The sequence below is a fragment of the Chryseobacterium sp. S0630 genome, assembly GCF_024158915.1.
In the GTDB taxonomy this organism is placed as follows: domain Bacteria; phylum Bacteroidota; class Bacteroidia; order Flavobacteriales; family Weeksellaceae; genus Chryseobacterium.
The window spans coordinates 82968-105464 of sequence record NZ_JAMZGF010000004.1; the positions used below are offsets into that span (position 1 = coordinate 82968).

Below are 22497 nucleotides of genomic sequence, written 5' to 3' on the forward strand. Positions count from 1 at the left end.
TAATGGGCGAAAATCTTATTTAGAAAGATTACAAACTGTCTATTTGTGAGATTTCTCACTTTTCGATATTGTTAAACTTTCTTAATTTTGTGGAAATTCAAATTTAAACTTATATGGCAGGTTTAACGAGTTCTACGATAGGTAGAAAATACGCTATGGCATTATCAGCTATGTTTTTGCTGATTTTTCTTATACTGCATTTGACAACCAATTTGTTATCAGTTCTAAACAAGGATGCATTCAATACAGCATCTGACTTTATGGGCTATAATCCTTTTGTGCAGTTCTTAATGCAGCCTATTCTTGGTTTTGCAGTAATTTTCCATTTTGTAATGGGATTTGTGCTTGAGATCAAGAATAATAAAGCGCGTCCGGTAAAGTATGCAGCTAACAACGCATCTGTGAATTCTTCATGGATGTCCAGAAATATGATTATTTCAGGAGCTGTTATTTTAGCTTTCTTGGCGCTTCACTTATATGATTTCTGGCTACATGAAATTAATTACAAGTATGTAGAAGGATTGACTCCTGATGCAGAACGTTTCTGGCCGGAACTTCATGAAAAGTTTGCTGATCTTTGGAGAGTGGCTTTGTATGTAATCTCTTTTGTTCTACTAGGATTACACTTAGCACACGGATTTCAGTCTTCATTCCAGTCTATCGGTGCGAGACATCCAAAATATACGCCGGTGATCAAAGCTTTCGGGACATGGTATTCAATCCTTATTCCTGCAGGATTTATCATCGTAGCAGTTTTCCATTTTATAACTCAATAATATCAATATACTAGTATGAGTAAATTAGATTCAAGAATTCCAGCGGGTCCTCTTAAAGACAAGTGGAAAAATCATAAAGACCATATGAACCTTGTTGCACCAAACAACAGAGATAAGATTGATATTATTGTTGTAGGTACAGGTTTGGCAGGAGGTTCTGCTGCAGCTACATTAGCTGAGCAAGGATATAATGTGAAAGCATTCTGCTACCAGGATTCTCCAAGAAGAGCGCACTCTATTGCAGCTCAGGGAGGGATCAACGCAGCTAAAAATTACCAGGGAGATGGTGACTCTACTTACAGATTATTCTATGATACCATCAAAGGTGGTGACTATAGAGCAAGAGAGGCCAATGTTTACAGGTTAGCTGAAGTTTCTGCAAATATTATTGACCAGTGTGTTTCCCAGGGGGTTCCTTTCGGGAGAGATTACGGCGGTCAGCTGGATAACCGTTCATTTGGTGGGGTTCAGGTAAAAAGAACTTTCTACGCAAAAGGACAAACAGGACAGCAGTTATTATTAGGTGCTTATTCTTCAATGAGCCGTCAGATCGGTAAAGGAAGAATCAAAATGTACAACCGTCATGAGATGTTAGATCTTGTTATTGTTGACGGAAAAGCAAGAGGGATTATCGCAAGAAACCTTGTAACAGGTGAAATTGAAAGACATTCTGCTCACGCTGTAGTAATCGCTTCTGGAGGATACGGAAACGTATATTTCCTTTCTACCAATGCAATGGGATCTAACGTTTCTGCTGCATGGAAAATTCACAAAAAAGGAGCTTACTTCGCAAACCCTTGCTACGTACAGATTCACCCGACTTGTATTCCTGTTCACGGAACACAGCAGTCTAAACTGACTTTGATGTCTGAATCATTAAGAAACTCCGGAAGAATCTGGGTTCCTAAAAAACACGAAGATTCGGTAGCAATCAGAGAAGGTAAATTAAGACCTGAAAATATTAAAGAAGAAGATAGAGATTATTATTTGGAAAGAAGATACCCTGCATTCGGTAACCTTGTACCTAGAGACGTTGCGTCCAGAGCTGCTAAGGAAAGATGTGATGCTGGATTCGGAATCGAAAATAATGATACTCAGGAAGGTGTTTACCTTGATTTCTCTACAGAGATCATGAAAAAAGGTAAAGAATCCGCTATCGAAAAACATATTCATAATCCTACAGATCAGCAGATCTATGATTTAGGTAAGAGCTGGGTAGAGGAGAAATACGGTAACTTATTCGTAATGTACGAAAAAATTACTGCTGATGATCCTTACAAAACTCCAATGAAGATCTATCCTGCAGTTCACTATACAATGGGTGGTGTATGGGTTGATTATAACCTTCAGTCTACAATCCCAGGTTGTTTCGTAATCGGTGAAGCTAACTTCTCAGATCACGGTGCAAACAGATTGGGTGCTTCTGCATTGATGCAGGGTCTTGCTGACGGATATTTCGTACTTCCTTACACGATTGCAGATTACCTTTCTGCAGATATCAGAACAGGAGCTATTCCTACGAACTCAGGAGCGTTTGACGAAGCTGAAAAAGGAATTAAAGAAAAAATTGATTTCTTCTTAAATAACAAAGGAACTCACTCTGTAGACCATTTCCACAAACAATTAGGAAACATTATGTGGAATAAAGTTGGAATGGGAAGAACTCCTGAAGGATTAAGAGAAGCAATCAAAGAAATTGAAGAAGTAAGAAACGATTTCTGGAAAAACGTAAAAGTACCAGGTGAAGGAGAAGGTATGAACACTGAGCTTGAAAAAGCATTCAGAGTAGCAGACTTCCTTGAACTTGGACAATTAATGGCTATCGATGCACTACACAGAAATGAATCTTGTGGTGGACATTTCCGTGAAGACCATTCAACTCCGGACGGAGAAGCGGAAAGAGATGACGTAAACTACAAATACGTCGGAGCTTGGGAATATCAAGGAAACGATATCAACACAGAAGTGTTGCATAAAGAAGAATTGATATACGACAACATCGAGGTTAAAACTAGAAGTTATAAATAATCTCCAACCTATAAATATAACATTATGAGTGCAAAAAAAGGCTTACATCTTACGCTGAAAATTTGGAGACAAAAAAATAGTAAAACTAAAGGTCAGTTTGAGACCTATAAAATATCAGATGTATCTACAGACTCTTCATTTTTGGAGATGTTGGATATCCTGAACGAAAACTTAATTAACGAAGGAAAAGAACCTATCGCTTTCGACCACGATTGTCGTGAAGGAATTTGCGGTATGTGTTCTCTTTACATCAATGGTAGAGCTCACGGTCCTGATACGGGTATTACAACTTGTCAGCTTCACATGAGAATGTTCAAAGATGGTGAGACGATCGTTATTGAACCTTGGAGAAGTGCTGCTTTCCCTGTAATCAAAGATTTGATGGTAGACAGAAGCGCATTCGACAGAGTAATGGCAGCAGGAGGATTCATTTCTGTGAACACTTCCGGTAATACATTGGATGCTAACGCTATCCCTGTTCCTAAAGAAGATGCAGATAAAGCAATGGATGCTGCAGCTTGTATCGGATGTGGAGCGTGTGTAGCTACATGTAAAAACGGATCTGCAATGTTATTCGTTGGAGCAAAAGTTTCTCAGTATGCATTACTTCCACAAGGTAGAGTAGAAGCTAAGAGAAGAGTTCTGAACATGGTGAAAGCTATGGACGAAGAAGGATTCGGAAACTGTTCAAATACCGGAGCTTGTGAGGTAGAATGCCCTAAAGGTATTTCTCTTGAAAACATCGCGAGAATGAACAGAGAATACATGGCTGCTCTTGCAGATCAAGGATAGAATTGATTCAAATACATAAAAAATCGCCTTCATTTTTGGAGGTGATTTTTTTATGAAAAAGATAACCCTGTTAAAGTTTGTTAACTTATTGACTGATCTTCGTTATTCTTTATTTATTAAGTATATATTTGGAAGGTAATTGAATCGTTTTCTGAAAAAACTTTCAAATACTTTTTACCGTCAAAAAGATAACTTTCAATAATTGGAATATCCCTTTTGAATGGTAATAATAAAATTTTTAAAAAAAATAATTAGTGTGAATTAGCAAGCCCTAAAAAGCGTATTTTTGTGTAATATTAAAAATTGAAATGAAAAAATATCTTTTATTGTTTATCATCACATTCTTTGTGATGTCTTGTTCAAAAAAAGTAGAAGTAAAAGGAAAAATTACTGGAAGCTCACCATTAGAAAGAATTGAATTTGTAGAAGCTTCAGGAGTAGGAACCCTGCCTTTGATTAATATAGGTCTTGATAAAGACGGAAACTTTTCAGGAAATTTTGACGCTCCTAAAGATGGAATGTACGTAATCAATTACGCTGGCAGACAAAGCCTGATCTATCTTGAAGGTGGCCAAAAAGTGAATATCTCAGGAAACGGAGCAACTTTCCCAAATGAATATGTGATTACCGGAGATGCTAAAAAGAATAATGACTTCCTTACGGCAAGTATGAAGTTCTTGGCAGACTACGGAGGTAAAGTTAATTTACCTGTATTAATGGGTGGAGACGAAGCTGCATTTTTGAAAGGGATGCATAAAATTGAGGCAGATATTAATAAAAATGTAGATGACCTTGCAAAGAAAAATAACCCAAGCAAAGGATTATTGGAATGGAAGAAAAACGATGTGAAAGTAACCATTCTTAACTTGCTTGCGAACTATGAAATGTCCCATGGTCCAATGTCTGGAAATCCTTCTTTCAAAGCTTCTAAGGCTTTCAAAGATTACGAAACTCAGCTGGAAACAGACAAAGATGGAATGGTAAAAACTATTCCTCTTTACAGACAATATCTTCTTGTAAAAATGACTCCGGATTTCCAGAAATATGCTGAAGCAAACAGCAAAGGAAAAACAGGGATTACAACTTCTGAGATGTTCGCTCAGTATTTAAAAACAAAAAAAGATTTATCTCAAACAGCAAAAGATTATCTTCTTGCATTTGTAATGGCTCAGGCTGATATCCATCCAACAACTCCAGCTGCCAATATTGACAAGATTAAAAAGATCATCGATTCAGATATTAAAGATGCTACCATTAAAAGTGACCTTTTAAAAATGCAGGTAGCTATTACAGGGCTTAAAATCGGAGACGTTGCTCCTGAAGCAGCATTAGCAAAACAAGATGGAAAATCATACCAGCTTTCTGAAAACAAAGGAAAACCTTATATGTTATTCTTCTATGCTTCATGGAATCCTTACATCAGCGAAGCTACAGTACCTGTATTAAAAGAAGTGGTAAACTTTTATAAGTCTAAAATGAATTTTGTATTTGTAAACGTTGACGATACAAAAGATCAATTCATTAAAACAAGCAATTCTTTATTAAAAGGAATTCAGGGAGTGAATGTTTATGGAGAAGGAGGATTGAACTCTGACATTGCTAAGAAATATGGAGTATACGGGTTCAAGTTACCTTGCTTTGTTATTATTGATAAAGATGGTAAAATTGCCAGCAGATCTTTCGTAAACCTTGGTGAGCAGGAATTAGTGACTATTTTGGATAAACAAACAGGTCTTTCAGCTCCGAAGGTAGATCCAAATGCACAAATGCAGCCGCAATTACAGCTTGATCCATCTGCAATGCAGCAAGCACCACAGCCAGCAAATCCACAGCCGGCTCCAACAAAATAATAAACTTTAACATAGTATAGAAACCTTATCTTCGGATAAGGTTTTTTTTATTGTATTTTTGCAAACTGGAACGTAAAAGTTTCAATTAGGAAAATAGAAAATTTTAGAATGAGTAGGAAGAAAAAAAGAGATCTAACTCTTGAAAATATAAAATTGTTGACTGCCGGAGCAAAAGGCGTAGCAATAGGAAAAACAGAGGAAGGTAAAACCGTAATGGTAACAGGCGCAATTCCAGGAGATATTGTGAATGTGAGAGTGAAAAAAGCGAAGTCTAAATACTATGAAGGCGAAGCAATTGAAGTACTTGAAAAATCACCATACAGAGTTGAGCCTAAATGTATCCACTTTGGTACTTGCGGAGGATGCAAGTGGCAGAATATGAGTTATGAAAAACAGCTTGATTTTAAACAGGAAGAAGTCTATAATAATATCAAAAGAATCGGAGGAATTGATGAGTTTGAAACTGTGCCAATTCTAGGATCTGGAGAACAATATTTTTATAGAAATAAAATGGAGTTTTCCTTCTCCAATGCAAGATGGCTTACTCAGTACGAAATTAGTTCTGAAGAAAATTTCGGGAGTAAAGATGCTTTAGGTTTTCATATTCCCGGGATGTGGAGCAAAATTCTTGATTTGAAAGAATGTTTCCTTCAGGAAGATCCTTCTAATGCTATTAGACTGGCTGTAAAAGAATATGGGGTTAATACTGGCCTGGATTTCTTTGACGTAAGAAATCAGGAAGGATTCTTAAGAACCTTAATGATGAGACAGAACTCTCATGGAGAATGGATGGTTCTTTTCCAACTTTACAGAGAAGAAAAAGAAAACAGAGAAAAGCTTTTTGAGTTCTTATTAGAAAAATTCCCGCAGATTAAAACATTGGTATATGCCATCAATCCTAAACAGAATGACTCTATCTATGATTTAAATATCAACGTATATTTCGGAGAAGGATATCTTATGGAAGAGATGGATGGGCTGAAGTTTAAAATTGGACCAAAATCTTTCTTCCAGACCAACTACAAACAGGCGTTGGAACTATACAGAAAAACCCTGGAGTTTGCAGATCTGAAAGGTGATGAAGTAGTATATGACCTTTATACAGGAACAGGAACCATCGCACAATATGTAGCAAGAAATGCAAAACAGGTAATCGGAATAGAATCTGTACAGGAAGCAATAGATGCGGCAATAGAACATGCTGCATTGAACGGTTTAACAAATACAACGTTCTATTGTGGAGATATGAAAGACATTTTCAATGATGAATTCATGGCTAACCACCCTAAAGCAGATGTGTTAATCACAGATCCACCAAGAGATGGAATGCATCAGAAGGTTGTAGAACAGATCCTTAAGCTTTCACCGGAAAAAGTAGTTTATGTAAGCTGTAACTCTGCTACACAGGCGAGAGATCTTGCTTTAATGAAAGACCATTATACTTTAGTAAAGATCTTACCGGTAGATATGTTCCCACAAACACACCATGTTGAGAACATTGCGTTGTTGATTAAAAAATAAATTATTTAAATTTGAATTTCAAATCTTAATATGAAGTATTTTAAATTTCTCATAGCAATCTGCTTTTTAGGAATGCTTGTTTCCTGTGGAGGCGACGATGATATTTGTGAAAGTGGAGAAGGAACTCCAAGAATGAAGGTGGCCTTTAGAGATATAGATAATGGAAAAGAGACGACTCTGGATTCATTGTATGTCGCAGTAGACTATGGTGCAGGAAAGGTAGATCTGGGTGTAGCTGTAAAGACTGATTCCAGGTTAATTCCTCTACGGGTAGACAGTTCACCTTATACAGACGTTTATTTTAAACTTACGAAAAAAGGGGCAGAATCTAAAGTAAGAATTAATTATACAACGAAGTCAACCTATGTATCTCCGGGATGCGGAATCAAAAAGTATTACGAGAATTTAACTTCAGAATTAGTAACTCCGGATCCAGTTCAGAAAGTGGAGGTCGGACAAAATCAAATAGAGAATGAAGACAAGACTAATCTTTACCTTTCTTTTTAGTTTATTTGGAATAATAAGCTGGGCACAAGATAAAAAGAAGGAAGCAGAGAAGAAGGTTCACGAAAAATATGAGCCTAATTTTATGGTTGGCCTTGATGTATTGAATACCGGAGCCGGATTTTTTTCGGATAGAAAACTGTATCAGGGATTTATTTCTTCAAAAATCAAAGGAAATATTCATGCTATTGCAGAAGCAGGTTTTGAGAAAAACGTATATCAGAAAAATGGCTATGATGCTAAGGCAAGCGGTCCTTTCGTTAAGTTGGGTGCATTCTATATGCTCGCAAAAGATGCTGAAAATGAATTCAACGGATTTTATGCCGGAGGAAAAGTGGCAGGATCTTTCTATAATCAGGAATATATGGCGATTCCCGTTCGTGGATTTGGAGGAAGTAATTCTTCTGAAGCATTTCCTTCATCCTCACAGTCTTCTTTTTGGTTGGAAGGAACTATTGGAGGTAGAGTACAGTTATTCAGTTCCAATTTTTATATAGATGTAAATCTTCAGCCAAGATATATGGTATATACTTCTAAACAGGATGACATCACTCCAATGATTGTTCCTGGTTTTGGAAAAAGTTCTTCAAAGTTTAATATGGGATTTGCATGGAATATAGCTTATAAGTTCTAGAAATAACAGCTTTTGCCATTTAAAATAAAAAAAACACAACCTTTAGAATGTTCTAAAGGTTGTGTTTTTTTTAATGAATACTGCTTATAATTTATAAAAAAGAGAACCCTTGACTTTTACACTATATAGAATATAAAACTAATCTTATTCTTTGGTTTGTATTTTTTTTAATGAATATGTTTTTTAGGTGTATAATATTAAAAAATATTAAGTTATTTTATTTGTGTGAGTTATAAAATAGCTATATTTGGCGGAAATTATAATTGTGTTTTAATTTATGAAAAGAGTATTTACTGCTTTAATGTTTACTTGTATAGGAGGGGCAGTGTTCGGCCAATGGACACCAACTTCTCTTAAAAAAGGAGACGACAACAAAAGAAGTACAGGATTTAGAGTAGATCAATCTAATGTAAGAAGTAACGGGTACTATAAACTGGACCTGAACTTACTGAGATCTCAGCTGAAGAATGCACAGGAAATGGGAGCAAACTCCACTCCTGTAGTAATTTCTCTTCCTACGATGAGCGGGAAGATTGAAAGGTTTAATGTATATAGTTTTCCAGTAGTTGTAAAAGAACTGGCAGACAAGTATGAATTAGGATCTTATGTTGGAACAAGTGTCGATGACCCTACCAAATACTTAAGATTCAGTATCGCTCCTAATGATTTTCAGTCAATGATCATCCATGGAGATAAATATGAATTTATTGACCCTGCTTCAACAGACAAGTCAGTATATGCTGTTCATCCTAAAACAAAAAAGGAAAAGAACGGTTTCTTGTGTTCTACAGAAGAATCTCCTGCTGCTAAGAAGGAAATAGATGCTTTATTAAAAAATGGACAGTCGTTCACTAATCAGCCAACAACTTTTAACAAAAGTTCTGATAAGAAATACAGAACAATGAGACTGGCAATGTCCGTTACAGGTGAGTACACGCAATACTTTATGGGACTTGCTGGTGTACCTGCTACTGCTACGGATGATCAGAAAAGAGCTCCTGCTATTGTTGCGATCAACAATACTCTAACCAGAGTAAATGGAGTTTTTGAGAAAGACTTTGCATTGCATTTGAATTTACAGAACTTTCCCAATGTAATTTATATTGATCCTGCTACAGATCCCTATGCTGCTGCTGCAACGGGAGCGGGTGGAGCATGGAATGCACAGCTTCAAACAGCTTTGACAAATAATGTAGGAAATGCTAACTATGATATCGGACATTTATTCGGTAAATCTGGAGGTGGAGGAAACGCCGGATGTATCGGATGTGTATGTATTAATCCTACAACTTCAGTTCCTAAAGGAAAAGGTTCAGGATTTACTTCTCCTGCGAATGGAATTCCATCAGGGGATAGCTTCGATATCGACTATGTAGCCCATGAGATGGGTCACCAGTTAGGAGCTAATCATACTTTCTCTCATAATCTTGAAGGAAGTGGAGTAAATATGGAGCCAGGTTCAGGAACTACCATTATGGGATATGCTGGTATTACCGGTCCTGATACAGATGTTCAGCAAAACTCTGATCCTTATTTCCATAAAGCAAGTATCGGTCAGGTACAAGCGAACTTAATTGCAAAAACTTGTGACGTAGAAACTACAATTACCAATAACCCACCGGTAATTACTGATCTGCCAACATATACTATACCAAAAGGTACTGCTTTTGCGTTGACGGGTAGTGCTACAGATCCTGAAAATGACCCAATGACATATTCTTGGGAAGAAGTAGATGATGCCTTAGTTTCTATTGATAAATATAACTTAGGAAATACAACATCAGGAGCTTCATTCAGATCTGCTGCTCCAAACGCAAGCCCAACAAGATACTTCCCGAAATTTACGTCTGTAATGAACGGAGTATTAAATAATGCAAACAATACTTGGGAAGCTGTATCTACTACGGCAAGAACTACAAATTTTGCATTAACAGTAAGAGATAATAATTCCAATGTAGCTGAGCAACAATCTGCTTTTAAAGTTCAGACTATTGTTGTAGGAGATAATGGGCCTTTCAGATTAGCTAACCAATATGCTGATGTGAATACTCCAACTCCGGTTCAATGGATTGTTGCCAATACTAATGCAGCTCCTTATAATGTTGCTAATGTAAAAATTGATTATACTACAGATAACGGAACAACCTGGACGGTATTATCAGCATCAACACCTAATGACGGATCTGAAAACTTTACTTTCCCTTCTTCATTGAACGGTCAGACTATTAAAGTAAGAGTTTCTTCAATAGGGAATGTTTTCTATGCAGTAGGACCTGTAAGTATTGCACCTCTATCTGCTTGTAGCAGTGCTGCACCAACTAACGTTGTTGTAAGCAACATTACGGTGTCTTCAGGAAGTGTATCTTGGATGTCTTATACAGGCGCAACTTATAAAGTACGTTATAGAAAAGTAGGTACAACTGTATGGACTGAAGCTGATACAGCAGTTCCTTCAATCAACTTAAGTAATTTAATTGATGGTACAACGTATGAAGTTCAGGTAGCTTTAGTTTGTGGTACTACAGTAGGAACATATTCTGCATCTGTAAACTTCAGTACACCTGCACTTGCTTACTGCGCAGCTGCTTCAACAAGTTCAGACTATGAGTATATTGCCAATGTGACACTTGCGAATGTAAATAACACTTCTGTAAATAGTACCTATACAAACTATACAACAAATACAGCACTTCAAGTTAACCTGGTAAAAGGAACTACTTATCCTATTTCAGTTACAGTAGGGAACTCCGGTAGTGCTGATTATGATACGGTAGCTGCATTTATAGACTTTAACAAGGATGGTGTTTTCAGTGATTCAGAAAGAGTATTGAATTATCCTGTAACATTAACGCAGCCATCAACTGTAGTAAGCGGAAACGTTACAATTCCAGCAAATGCAGTAGAAGGACAGCCGTTAAGAATGAGAGTTGTAGCATTCTATGTAGGTGCTGGAACTGGAGGAGGTAACATTGGTTTATCATTACCTTCAGATTATGTTTGTGGAGAACTTTTCGATGGTGAGGTTGAGGATTATAACGTAGTTATTACAGGTAATCTTGCTACTTCTGAAAGTGCTGTTAAGAATAATGGTATTCAGATTTATCCAAACCCTGCAACTGATGTTCTAAACATTACTAAAGTTTCAGATAAAGCAACTTATAAAATCTATAGTGCTGCCGGACAATTAGTAGATAGAGGAAATATCAATAATGGAAAGGTTAATGTTTCAGCTTTAGTTAAAGGTGGTTACATTATTACAATAGATGATAAAGGAATTGAACAATTCAAATCTAAATTTATCAAAAAATAAAGATAACCTTTAAATATTAGTAAATCCCCGGGAACTCCCGGGGATTTCTTTATTTAGAGCATAAGTGATGAATTTGTTATTTTTTTATAAAAAAAACATAAATGCACTTATAAATTAATAATAAAAAATGATTAGATTTGTGTGATTAATATTATAATGAAAACATTATGAAGAAATTCTTTACCTCTTTAATTCTGTTTCTCTGTTTGATTTGTACAGGCTTTGTATCCAAAGTCTCGGCTCAGGCAGGACAGATCGGGACAGGAACGGGTACCTCTGTGTATCTCCCCATACGTTCCTACTATGGGTATAGTTATTCCCAGCAGATCTATACGGCTGCGGAACTTACGACTGCCATTGGTACGTCGAACTATATCACAGCTATAAAGTTTTATTCCACTACTGTTGCAACCTCTCAGGCTGTATATAAGGATTGGGTGGTATACATGGGAAATACAACCCAGACTGCCTTTACATCCAATACAAACTGGGTGCCGCTAAGTTCTCTGACTCAGGTGTATGCCGGAGATTTACCTAACTTAACGAATGGAAACTGGGTAACGCTTCAATTAGCTACACCATTTTTATGGAATGGAACAGACAATCTTGTGGTTGCTGTAAATGAAAAAACTCCAGGTTACGCATCTTCACCAGGTACGGCTTGGGGATCTTATAATGCAGGGGCAAACCGAGGGATCATCTATTATGAAGATGGAACGAACCCAGATCCTGCTGCACCTCCTTCTGCAAAAGACAGACTTGCAGATATTCCAAGAATCCAGCTGGAAAGTCACCAGTTGCCAGCGTGTTCAGCAGCACCGCCTACTAATATTACAGTTTCAAACCTTACAACAACTTCAGCTAACGTAGCTTGGTATCTTTCTGCAGGAGCTACTTATGTTGTAAGATACAGACCTGTATCAGGTGGAGCTTGGACAACGATTAACGTTACAACTCCTTTGGTTGGGAATCAGCTGATTACCGGATTAACTGAGCAAACTCAATATGAAGTTCAGGTAGCAACTGTCTGTGGAGGCTCTCAGGGAGCATTCTCTTCCAGCGTCAACTTTACAACACCGGCTCTTACATATTGTGCTTCCGGTGCTACAAGTACATTTATTGATGGATATATCAACCAGGTTTCTGTGAATGCACAAGGAGCGCCATCAATGAACAGTAACTCTGATCAAAGTGGTTATACAGATTACAGTACAGATCCTACGAGAGTAGTTACTTTAGTAAGAGGTGGTACTGCTACAGTTTCTGTTTCAAAAACTTGGCCAGGGTATCAATATAGCTTCTTAACGGGAGTTTGGATTGACTTTAACCGTAATGGTGTTTTTGAAGCAAATGAAAGAGTACTTACTTCACCAAGTAATACAACAACTCCAGTTACAGCTACATTTACAGTACCAAATGCTGCAGGTGGTGTTTACACTGGAAACCTGACTACAAAAATGCGTGTTGTATTAAACGAATACAGCCCTATCAACGCTTGTGGAACATACTCTTATGGTGAAACTGAAGACTATGCAGTAAAATTTATAGATTTATCACCTTGTACTACAGCACCACCATCTAATATTACAGTAAATAGCATCACTCCTTCTTCAGCTAATGTTACTTGGACATCAGCTACAGGAGCTACTTATATAGTAAGATACAGAGTTTCTCCTTCTGGTGCTTGGCAGCAGATTGCTGTAAATACACCATTAATCAGTAATCAAATACTTACCGGATTATTGGAGCAGACTACCTATGAAGTACAGGTTGCTACTGTTTGTGGAGGAACAACAGGTGCATTCTCACCAAGTGTTACCTTTACAACACCAGCTCTTACTTATTGTACAGCAGGTCCTACAAGTAATACTGCGACAAGCGGATATATTAATAATGTAACTGTTACTCCTACGAATACTCCTATTATGTTGAGTAATTCCGGATCTGACAATTATAAAGATTATACAACAGATGCTACAAGAGTAGTGATCTTTGAAAGAGGTTCAGCAAATAATAAAATTTCTGTAAACAAATACTGGCCAGGTTCTCCTACATCTTATGGAGTTTCAGCATGGGTAGATTTTAACAGAAACGGAACATTTGAAACCAGTGAAAGAATTCTTAATACTACCTATAACACAACTACCCCTGTAACGGCTACTTTCGCAGTACCTACGGTTGCAAGTGGTAACGTATATACAGGAACTCTTCCTACTCGTATGCGTGTAGTAATGAGATATTTTGATAATGCTAATCCTTGTGGTACATTCAGCCAGGGAGAAGTAGAAGATTATGCAGTAAAATTTGTAGATGCTCAGCCTTGTTCAACAGCTGCTCCAACAAATATTACCGTGAATAATATTGGTGCTACTACAGCAACGGTATCATGGGTTGCTACTGCGGGTGCTACATATAATATAAGATGGAGAGTTGCTCCAAGTGGAGCTTGGCAAACAGCTACAGTTCCTGCTGGTCAGAACTTCTACGGAATTACTGGTCTTACAGAGCAAACCAATTATGAAGTTCAGGTTTCTACAACTTGTAACGGTTCTACAGGGTCTTACTCATCATCAGTAGCATTTACAACACCTCCATTGTCTTACTGTCCTATGACAGGTACCGGAACGAATGACCATATTTCGAATGTAACAGTTACCTCTTCGAATCTTGGAGTTCCACCAATGAATAATACTTCAGTACAGACAAACTATACAAGCTATACTACAGCTGAGACTCTTGTTACTTTAGATGTAAATTCTCAAAATAACAAAATCTCTGTTGCAAAAGGTTGGACAGGTGCAACAGGTAACGATGCTGTAACAGCTTGGATTGACTTTGACAGAAACGGACAGTTTACAGATGCTGAGAGAATTCTAATTTCTCCAGCTAATACAACGACTCCGGTTACAGCTACTTTTGCTGTTCCTTCAACTGCTTACACAGGACCATTGACAACTACTATGAGAGTTGTACTGAAACGTACAAGTGCTCCTACAATGTGTCAGAATGCAGTAGATGGAGAAGTGGAAGACTATAGAGTAAGAATCAGACCTTGTAGCAATGCAACTCCTAATGCTCCAACATTTACAACAACGCATACAACAGCTACTGTTACTATCACAGGAGCAGGAGTGAGCTATGTGGTGAGATACAGAGTTCAGGGAACAACAGCTTGGACGCAAGTATATGCTTCAGCACAATTGGGTAACCTTCCGTTAGTAATCAGCGGATTGACACCTGCTACTACTTATGAAGTAGAGGTAGCAGCTATTTGTGGAGATATCGTTGGAACAGCAACTCCAATCAAGACATTCACTACAAGATGTGATCCTACTCCTCCAAATGTAACAGTAAGTAACATTACTCCAACAACAGCATTAATTACGTGGTCTCCGCTTGCAGCAAGCTCTACGTATACAATGAGATGGAGAAAAGTAGGTACTACTGCATGGGCTACTATAAGTTTACCAGCAGCTCCAGCCAATACTTATGTATTAGGAAGTGTAACTCCTCTAGAGCCATATACAACTTATGAAGTACAGATTGCTAACCAGTGTAATGGTGAAACAACGCTGAACCCATATTCTAACCCTAAAGTATTTACTACAGAAAGAATATGCCAGATTCCGCCTCCAGGATTAACAATTACTCAATTGCTTCCTACATCAGCGGCAATCCAGTGGGATCCGTTCCCGGGAGCAACGTATGTTCTTAGATATAGAAAAGTAGGTATTCCAAGCTGGACAGAAGTACCGTCATTAGTTAATAACATTGTATTGACAGGTCTTACAGAATTAACGAAATATGAAATGCAGGTAGTGAATATCTGTAATGGTACGCCAGGAAACTATACTCCTCCTTACTACTTTACAACTCCTACAGTAATCTACTGTAAGATGAAGGCTGAAAACTCTACAGGAGAGTATATTTCTAAAGTTACCGTGAAGCCTACAGGTAAGAACACTATGGAGAATGAATCCAGAGCATCTACTTATACAGATTATACCGGAGTTCCTAAAACATTCATCGAGATGATCCAGGGATCAACTGACAATGAGATCATCATCGAGAAAAAATGGACAGGAAACACTTACAACGAAGGAATCGCAGTTTGGATTGACTTCAACAGAAACGGAGAGTTTGATATCAACGAAAGAGTATTTACTTCTTCACCAAATTCAAACAGCCCTGTTTCAGGAAAATTCAATGTACCTGCAGATGCTTTTGTAAGTATGACAGACTATAAGTACGTAGTGATGAGAGTAGCAATGTCTAGAGACGGTATCCCTGTAAACTGTGCTGACTTCAAAAACGGAGAAGTAGAGGATTACACGGTAAGAATCTCTAAACCGACTGTTGCTAATCCAATTGATCAGACAAGTGTTATGATTTATCCTAACCCGGTAAGCTCAGTATTGTTTGTGAAAAATGTTAGCAAGAGAGCTAAATATAAGATCTACAATGCTGCTGGGCAGGTAATTGCTGACGGTATCTTACTAAACAACCAGATCAATGTAAGCAGATTGATTAACGGTGTGTATGTTATTGATATCGACGATAACGGTAATACTACCCAAAAGAAATTTATCAAAGAATAAGTCATTTAAATTTCAAATAGAATAAGCCTCCAGAAATGGAGGCTTATTTTTTTTTGTCTATAAGATTCCATAACAAGTCTTTTGAACAGTTAAAAACTTTTAAAGTGGTTATTTTAATATTAAAAACGTAAACAGGGTAAATAGTGTTTTATTTAATACGTATTAGCTACTTGTTGTGTTAAAATGATGTTTATTTGTTTTTATTTTATGAAATTAATAATAGTTTTGAGTACTCAAGTAAAGTGTCATTTTCTTCAAATGTTATTATTAATCAAAACAATTTATACAAAATGAGTAAAATTCTATTCTTTTTAATTGATGCACACTTCTGTCTGTTAAACATTCAAAAGTGGGAAGTTGAAACTGCTGGTTCTGGCAAGGTAACTTATCTGGCTTTGTTGAATCAAAACATTGTAAAAGCAAAAATAATTTGTCAAAACAAAGTAAATTTTTCTTAGATGGGAACAAGACAATCTATTGTGTTTAAGTTATTAAGTATCTTTATTGTTGCTTTAGTACTTGCATCCTGTAATGTGATTGCTCCTGCTCCTTTTCCTTATAAACAAGACTTCAGTGTTGATGATGGGGATTTTACTTTTGTGAATGGTACTCAATCAAATAAATGGGAACATGGCAGTGCGGCAGGAAATCCTTCTGATGCTATTTATATCTCCAATACAAATGGAGGTACAAATGCCTATAATGCAAGTTCTGCCAGTATTGTTCATACTTATAGAGATATTGTTATTCCTGCAGGAACTACCAATACTGTTTTATCTTTCAATTGGAGAGCTGCAGGAGAAAATGATCGGGATTATCTTACAGTATGGCTTGTGCCCACTTCTTTTACTCCGGCAGCAGGGACAAGTATTACCGCAGGAGCTGGAAGAATAAAAGTAGGTTCTAATTTTAATACACAACCAGCATGGCAGACCTATACTAATGCAAATTTGAATGTAAGCAGTTTTGCAGGATCAAATCTTCGTTTAGTATTTGAATGGAGAAATAATAATAATAGCGGAGCTCAGCCACCAGCTGCGGTGGATAATATTTATCTTGGAAGATGTTTTCTTCCTGCACCTATGCCTGTAACTTTAATAACATCTACTACAGCACAGCTGAATTGGACCGCTCCGGCTTTACCTCCGGCTAATGGGTATGAATATTATCTGACAACAACAAATACTCCCCCTAATCAAAATATAGCATCTACCGGTTCTTCCAATACTGTTTCTGCAAACTTATCTCAGTTGTTGCCAAGTACTACTTATTACTGGTGGATACGTTCTGTGTGTGGTACTAATCAAAGCCTATGGGTTTCGGGAGGAAGTTTTACAACATTAGCATGTAATACTGCAGTTCCAATAGCTACTGTAGCTGGGATAACTCATAGTTCTGCTTCTGTACGATGGCCTCGTAATAACGGTGTAGGAAACTACCAGATAAGGTACAGGCCTGTTGGAACTTTAAACTGGATAACGAACAATCAGGCTGCTGCTTTACCTCCACAGGTAATGAATACTTTTAGTATGGCTAATTTATTACCCGGTACATCATATGAAGTTGAAATTGCAGCAATGTGTAATGGAACAGCAGGAGTTTATTCTCATAATGAGTTTGTAACAAGATGTGATCCTGCTCCTCCAAATGTAATAGTAAGTAATATTACATCAACATCTGCTTTGATCGAATGGTTGCCGGTTTCATCATTGTCTACTTATGTAATGAGATGGAGAGAAGTAGGAACGGCAGTATGGAACCCGGTACCGCTGCCAGTACCTCCCGCCAATACGTTTAATCTTACGGGGTTAGGCATCAATAAAACATATGAAGTACAAATTGCGAATCAATGTGTTGGAAGTACAGTTCTAAATCCATATTCTAACCCTAAAGTATTTACTACAGGAAGAATATGCCAGATTCCACCTCCAGGATTAACAATTACTCAATTGCTTCCTACATCAGCGGCTATTCAGTGGGATCCGTTCCCGGGAGCAACGTATGTTCTCAGATATAGAAAAGTAGGTATTCCAAGTTGGACAGAAGTACCATCATTAGTTAATAACCTTGTATTAACAGGTCTTACAGAATTAACGAAATATGAAATGCAGGTAGTAAATATCTGTAATGGTACGCCAGGAAGCTATACTCCTCCTTACTACTTTACAACTCCTACAGTAATCTACTGTAAGATGAAGGCTGAAAACTCTACAGGAGAGTATATTTCTAAAGTTACCGTGAAGCCTACAGGTAAGAACACTATGGAGAATGAATCCAGAGCATCTACTTATACAGATTATACCGGAGTTCCTAAAACATTCATCGAGATGATCCAGGGATCAACTGACAATGAGATCATCATTGAGAAGAAATGGACAGGAAATACTTACAACGAAGGAATCGCAGTTTGGATTGACTTCAACAGAAACGGAGAGTTTGACATCAACGAAAGAGTATTCACTTCTTCCCCAAATTCAAACAGTCCTGTTTCAGGAAAATTCAATGTACCTGCAGATGCTTTTGTAAGTATGACAGACCATAAATATGTAGTGATGAGAGTAGCTATGTCAAGAGACGGTATCCCTTTAAACTGTACAGACTTCAAAAACGGAGAAGTAGAGGATTATAAAGTGATTATTCAAAAGAAACAAGTCCTTAACTTACTTGATCAGAATGAAATTCTGATTTATCCGAATCCGGTAAGCACTTTATTATATGTAAAAAATATTAGTAGAAAAGCTAATTATAAGTTATACAATATTTCCGGCCAATTTATATCAGGTGGAATTATCCTAAATAATAAAATTGATATGAGTAAATTGATTAACAGTGTGTATATAATATATATTGAAGATAACGGAAATACCATCCAAAAGAAGTTTATAAAAGAATAAGTCATTTAAATTTCAAATAGAATAAGCCTTCATTTATGGAGGCTTATTTTTTTATTAAAATATCTCATTGGAAATATAATCCTCAGGAATTATTTTTTGCAGAAAAAAACTCGTTAGAAAAGCTTCTAACGAGTTCTTATTTATTCAATACTGAAAACTACTTTTTCAGTCTGTTCTTTTAGTTCTTCCAGATTGGTATTATTGTAAATGATACAATCCGCCATTTTAATTTTATCCCTTTCAGGCATCTGTTTCTCCATGACAGCTTCTACCTCGCGATAGGTTTTGTTATCCCTGTCCATTACTCTTTTAATTCTGATATTATCCTCAGCAGTTACTAAAAGAGATTTATAACATTGTCTGTTAAGTTTCAATTCAAACAATAAAGCTGTTTCTTTAAAAACTAAATATTTGGTTTGTTTCTTAACCCAGTTTTCAAAATCTATTCTTACAGCGGGGTGGATGATCTCATTCAATTGCTGAAGCAGATCTTTGTTATTAAAAACTTGATCAGCCACAAATTTTCTGTCATATAACCCATTTTCATCATAAGATTCTTCGCCAAGAAGTTCCTTGATTTTTATTTTCAGGTCTTCACTCTCATTGACAATGGCTTTAGCTCTGTCATCGGAATAATAAACCGGAAAACCGAATTCCTCTATAAAGCGTGCTACTGTAGTTTTTCCAGAACCTATTCCTCCTGTTAAACCAATGATCTTGGGTGCTGGTTCCGGCTCTGTCTGCTGTGTTTCTGAATGTAATTCTTCCATGATTAAAAATTAATATCCAAAAACATCATTAAAGCTAAACGTCTCATCAAGTCTCACTCCTTTCTCGGTCATTTTAAGACTTGCAAGTTCATGATGAGCATCGTGTTCAAAGAACAGTAAATATTCATTGTCTACACACTGCTTCAGGAACTTTGCTTTCTCTTCCATTGTTAAAAGAGGTCGGGTATCATATCCCATCACATATACCGGGTTGATATGTCCTGCTGTAGGAATAAGGTCTGCCGCAAAAACAACAGTTTTTTCCTGATACTGGATTACCGGAAGCATTTGTTTTTCTGTATGCCCGTCTACGAAGATAACGTCCATTTTAAGATCAGGAGCGAAACCGTAGTTTCCGGTAGTAGGAAGTGGCAAATAGTTCAGTTGCCCGCTTTCCTGCATTGGCATAATGTTTTCCTTCAGGAAACTGGCTTTTTCTCTTGCATTAGGCTCTGTTGCCCATTGCCAGTGATTTTCATTCGTCCAGAAGTTGGCATTTTTGAAGGCTGGTCTGTATCCGGTTCTATCATCATTCCATTCAATAGCTCCACCACAGTGATCAAAGTGAAGGTGGGTAAGGAATACATCCGTAATATCCTCCTTTACAAAGCCGTATTTTTTAAGATTTTTATCAAGAGTATCATCTCCCCAAAGAGAGTAGTGGCCGAAAAATTTATCATCCTGTTTGTTTCCAAGACCGCAGTCTACCAGGATCAGTTTTTTTCCATCTTCAATAAGCAGAGAACGTGTTCCCAGCTCGATTAGGTTTTTTTCGTCTGCAGGGTTCGTTTTTTCCCACAGACTCTTCGGGACGACTCCGAACATAGCACCGCCGTCCAGTTTAAATTTTCCACATTGTATTGGATATAACTTCATATGTATATTTTGATTATTTTTTTATTGCTTTCATTTTCTCCGCAATTTTTCTTGCGTTATCATCAGCTTGTTCAAGCTGAGTAATGATGTTGTTAAAATCATTCTCTTTTCTGTTCTGAGAAAGTTTTTGTTTGATAAATATTTCGGTTGGAATAACTTTAATCCCAAAAGCACCCTTCATTTCTTTTTCTACAAATTCTTTTCCCATGTCTTTCACCATCATTGGGCATTGTTGAAAACTTTCATATTTAGACGTTAATTTATCCAAATGAGCATACAGCTCATCATGATTCATTATTTCAACTTTTCCATGAATCTGCACTGCCTCGTAATTCCAGGTAGAAACATTGATATGATCATACCAGCTGCTGGATATATAAGTGTGAGCTCCCAGAAAATCACAAAGAACTTCATCTCCGTTTTTTAAAGTTTTGGCCTGCGGGTTAGCTCTTGAAATATGAGTTTCAATATAAATATTTTCAGGATCATCTTCATTAAGCATCATCATAGAATGAGTGGCCCGTATCTTATCTACGGAAGAAATCAGTAAAGCAAAAGAATTTTCTTTGATGATCTTCTTCATCACATCCAAATCTTCACTTCTGTATAACTTAGGTATAAACATAAACTAATCAATTCTCATTAACCTTAAACTTTGAACCTTGAACTCAAAACTTTGAATTAAAATAGCTCTCCCGGGTTTCTAGGCCTTGTAATATTTAAATGCTTGTAAGCCTTGTCAGTAACTTCTCGTCCTCTTGGAGTACGGATAATAAACCCTTCCTGAATCAAAAACGGTTCATATACTTCTTCCAGCGTTTCAGGATTCTCTGCAATAGATGTTGCCAGAGCAGAAATACCAACAGGTTTTCCTTTAAAGTTTTCAATCATGACACGCATGATTTTATTGTCCATTTCATCCAGTCCAAATTCATCTACATTAAGAGAATCCAAGGCATATTTTGTAATCTTGATTTCAATTTCACCATTTCCTTTGATCTCAGCGAAATCACGTACTCTTCTCAGTAATGCATTAGCAATCCTCGGTGTTCCACGGCTTCGTCTCGCAATTTCGATCGCTGCGTCTTCATAAATAACTACTCCTAAAACCCTTGCACTTCTCTGAATAATCATAGACAAAAGTTCAACAGAATAATATTCCAGTCTGCTTTGAATTCCGAATCGGGCAAGCATTGGTTTTGTAAGCATACCACTTCTTGTCGTAGCACCTACGAGAGTAAAAGGATTCAGCCCTATCTGTACACTTCTTGCATTAGGACCTGTTTCCAACATGATATCAATCTTATAATCCTCCATTGCAGAATACAGGTATTCCTCTACTACAGGAGAAAGACGGTGAATCTCATCAATGAAAAGAACATCATTTTCTTCCAGATTGGTCAATAAACCAGCTAAACTTCCAGGTTTATCCAATACAGGACCCGAAGTAACCTTACAATTTACCCCAAGTTCATTAGCGATAATATTGGCTAAAGTCGTTTTACCAAGCCCCGGTGGACCATGTAATAAAACATGATCTAGTGCTCCGCCACGTCTTTTCGCAGCGGTAACAAAAACCTCAAGGTTCTCCAGCGTCTTTCTCTGTCCCGCAAAATCTTTAAAGCTCTGGGGACGGATCTGTTCTTCCTGCATCAGCTCCTCTCGTGAGTAGTTTTCCTTATCTGGATGTAAAAAATCTGGCATTAATTCATTTCATTTACTTCAAAGATAGCAAATTTAGACAAAGGTTGAAGGGCAGATTGAGAAAACGTTGAGATTGATAGAGAGGTTTATGCCAGGGTTGAAAATGAGAATAGCTAAGATTTAAATAATTGGGATATTTTAAGTATTTTTGAGAGGAGAAATTATTCATAAAAATTAATGAAATTTTGAATGTTTAGAAAAAGAATACTGATAAAAAATGAGTCAGCTTGAATCTAAACA

Annotated in this window: 14 protein-coding genes; 10 read left to right on the top strand and 4 right to left on the bottom strand. The window is 37.0% G+C overall.

Translation table 11 applies throughout. The features are described from left to right. Window positions 1-113: 113 nt before the first annotated feature. The 10 genes from NK356_RS02875 to NK356_RS02920 all read left to right on the top strand — a co-directional run bounded on the left by NK356_RS02875 (window position 114) and on the right by NK356_RS02920 (window position 18907). Window positions 114-776, top strand: a complete 663-nt coding sequence (locus NK356_RS02875) for a succinate dehydrogenase cytochrome b subunit (protein WP_034693075.1) — start codon at window positions 114-116, stop codon at window positions 774-776. Window positions 777-791: 15 nt separating this feature from the next. Beyond that, window positions 792-2804: a fumarate reductase/succinate dehydrogenase flavoprotein subunit gene (locus tag NK356_RS02880; RefSeq protein ID WP_034693078.1), complete on the top strand. Its 2013-nt coding sequence runs from the start codon at window positions 792-794 to the stop codon at window positions 2802-2804. Between the two features lie 24 nt (window positions 2805-2828). Continuing rightward, a complete protein-coding gene (locus NK356_RS02885) occupies window positions 2829-3596 on the top strand; it encodes a succinate dehydrogenase/fumarate reductase iron-sulfur subunit (protein ID WP_034693080.1) in 768 nt (255 codons plus the stop codon). A gap of 308 nt (window positions 3597-3904) precedes the next feature. Next, window positions 3905-5446 (top strand): TlpA disulfide reductase family protein, encoded by a 1542-nt coding sequence (locus NK356_RS02890; protein WP_034693082.1) that lies wholly within the window; start codon window positions 3905-3907, stop codon window positions 5444-5446. Between the two features lie 108 nt (window positions 5447-5554). Further along, window positions 5555-6967, top strand: coding sequence for a 23S rRNA (uracil(1939)-C(5))-methyltransferase RlmD (rlmD, locus tag NK356_RS02895; RefSeq protein WP_034693084.1), 1413 nt, complete (start codon window positions 5555-5557; stop codon window positions 6965-6967). 30 nt (window positions 6968-6997) lie between these two features. Next, on the top strand, window positions 6998-7474 hold the full coding sequence (locus NK356_RS02900) for a DUF6452 family protein (protein WP_034693086.1): 477 nt from the start codon (window positions 6998-7000) through the stop codon (window positions 7472-7474). Beyond that, complete coding sequence (locus NK356_RS02905; protein ID WP_034693089.1) at window positions 7440-8105, top strand: DUF6048 family protein; 666 nt, start codon at window positions 7440-7442, stop codon at window positions 8103-8105. The genes NK356_RS02900 and NK356_RS02905 overlap by 35 nt, the downstream gene beginning before the upstream one ends. Window positions 8106-8382: 277 nt before the next feature. Beyond that, a complete protein-coding gene (locus tag NK356_RS02910; RefSeq protein WP_034693090.1) occupies window positions 8383-11415 on the top strand; it encodes a reprolysin-like metallopeptidase in 3033 nt (1010 codons plus the stop codon). Window positions 11416-11582: 167 nt separating this feature from the next. Beyond that, window positions 11583-16013, top strand: coding sequence for a GEVED domain-containing protein (locus NK356_RS02915; protein ID WP_253316219.1), 4431 nt, complete (start codon window positions 11583-11585; stop codon window positions 16011-16013). A gap of 458 nt (window positions 16014-16471) precedes the next feature. After that, window positions 16472-18907: a fibronectin type III domain-containing protein gene (locus tag NK356_RS02920; RefSeq protein WP_253316220.1), complete on the top strand. Its 2436-nt coding sequence runs from the start codon at window positions 16472-16474 to the stop codon at window positions 18905-18907. A 140-nt stretch (window positions 18908-19047) separates the two neighbouring features. Here the strand turns inward: NK356_RS02920 and coaE are convergent, their stop codons facing one another. Genes coaE through ruvB form a run of 4 tightly spaced genes read right to left on the bottom strand, consistent with a single transcriptional unit; the run spans window position 19048 to window position 22257 of the window. Further along, window positions 19048-19677 carry a dephospho-CoA kinase gene (coaE, locus tag NK356_RS02925; protein ID WP_253316221.1) on the bottom strand — a complete coding sequence of 210 codons (630 nt, stop codon included), beginning with the start codon at window positions 19675-19677 and terminating at the stop codon, window positions 19048-19050. 9 nt (window positions 19678-19686) lie between these two features. Next, window positions 19687-20553 carry an MBL fold metallo-hydrolase gene (locus tag NK356_RS02930; protein ID WP_253316222.1) on the bottom strand — a complete coding sequence of 289 codons (867 nt, stop codon included), beginning with the start codon at window positions 20551-20553 and terminating at the stop codon, window positions 19687-19689. Window positions 20554-20566: 13 nt separating this feature from the next. Then, window positions 20567-21178: an FMN-binding negative transcriptional regulator gene (locus NK356_RS02935; protein ID WP_253316223.1), complete on the bottom strand. Its 612-nt coding sequence runs from the start codon at window positions 21176-21178 to the stop codon at window positions 20567-20569. Window positions 21179-21234: 56 nt separating this feature from the next. Beyond that, complete coding sequence (ruvB, locus tag NK356_RS02940) at window positions 21235-22257, bottom strand: Holliday junction branch migration DNA helicase RuvB (protein WP_253316224.1); 1023 nt, start codon at window positions 22255-22257, stop codon at window positions 21235-21237. Window positions 22258-22497 lie beyond the last annotated feature (240 nt).

Excerpts from the sequence above, each read along its gene's own strand:
- NK356_RS02915 (WP_253316219.1), top strand. The coding sequence starts at position 11,583 with ATGAAGAAATTCTTTACCTCTTTAATTCTGTTTCTCTGTTTGATTTGT.
- NK356_RS02900 (WP_034693086.1), top strand. The coding sequence starts at position 6,998 with ATGAAGTATTTTAAATTTCTCATAGCAATCTGCTTTTTAGGAATGCTT.
- NK356_RS02930 (WP_253316222.1), bottom strand. The coding sequence starts at position 20,553 with ATGAAGTTATATCCAATACAATGTGGAAAATTTAAACTGGACGGCGGT.
- NK356_RS02890 (WP_034693082.1), top strand. The coding sequence starts at position 3,905 with ATGAAAAAATATCTTTTATTGTTTATCATCACATTCTTTGTGATGTCT.
- ruvB (WP_253316224.1), bottom strand. The coding sequence starts at position 22,257 with ATGCCAGATTTTTTACATCCAGATAAGGAAAACTACTCACGAGAGGAG.
- NK356_RS02880 (WP_034693078.1), top strand. The coding sequence starts at position 792 with ATGAGTAAATTAGATTCAAGAATTCCAGCGGGTCCTCTTAAAGACAAG.
- coaE (WP_253316221.1), bottom strand. The coding sequence starts at position 19,677 with ATGGAAGAATTACATTCAGAAACACAGCAGACAGAGCCGGAACCAGCA.
- rlmD (WP_034693084.1), top strand. The coding sequence starts at position 5,555 with ATGAGTAGGAAGAAAAAAAGAGATCTAACTCTTGAAAATATAAAATTG.
- NK356_RS02935 (WP_253316223.1), bottom strand. The coding sequence starts at position 21,178 with ATGTTTATACCTAAGTTATACAGAAGTGAAGATTTGGATGTGATGAAG.
- NK356_RS02905 (WP_034693089.1), top strand. The coding sequence starts at position 7,440 with ATGAAGACAAGACTAATCTTTACCTTTCTTTTTAGTTTATTTGGAATA.
- NK356_RS02875 (WP_034693075.1), top strand. The coding sequence starts at position 114 with ATGGCAGGTTTAACGAGTTCTACGATAGGTAGAAAATACGCTATGGCA.
- NK356_RS02910 (WP_034693090.1), top strand. The coding sequence starts at position 8,383 with ATGAAAAGAGTATTTACTGCTTTAATGTTTACTTGTATAGGAGGGGCA.
- NK356_RS02885 (WP_034693080.1), top strand. The coding sequence starts at position 2,829 with ATGAGTGCAAAAAAAGGCTTACATCTTACGCTGAAAATTTGGAGACAA.
- NK356_RS02920 (WP_253316220.1), top strand. The coding sequence starts at position 16,472 with ATGGGAACAAGACAATCTATTGTGTTTAAGTTATTAAGTATCTTTATT.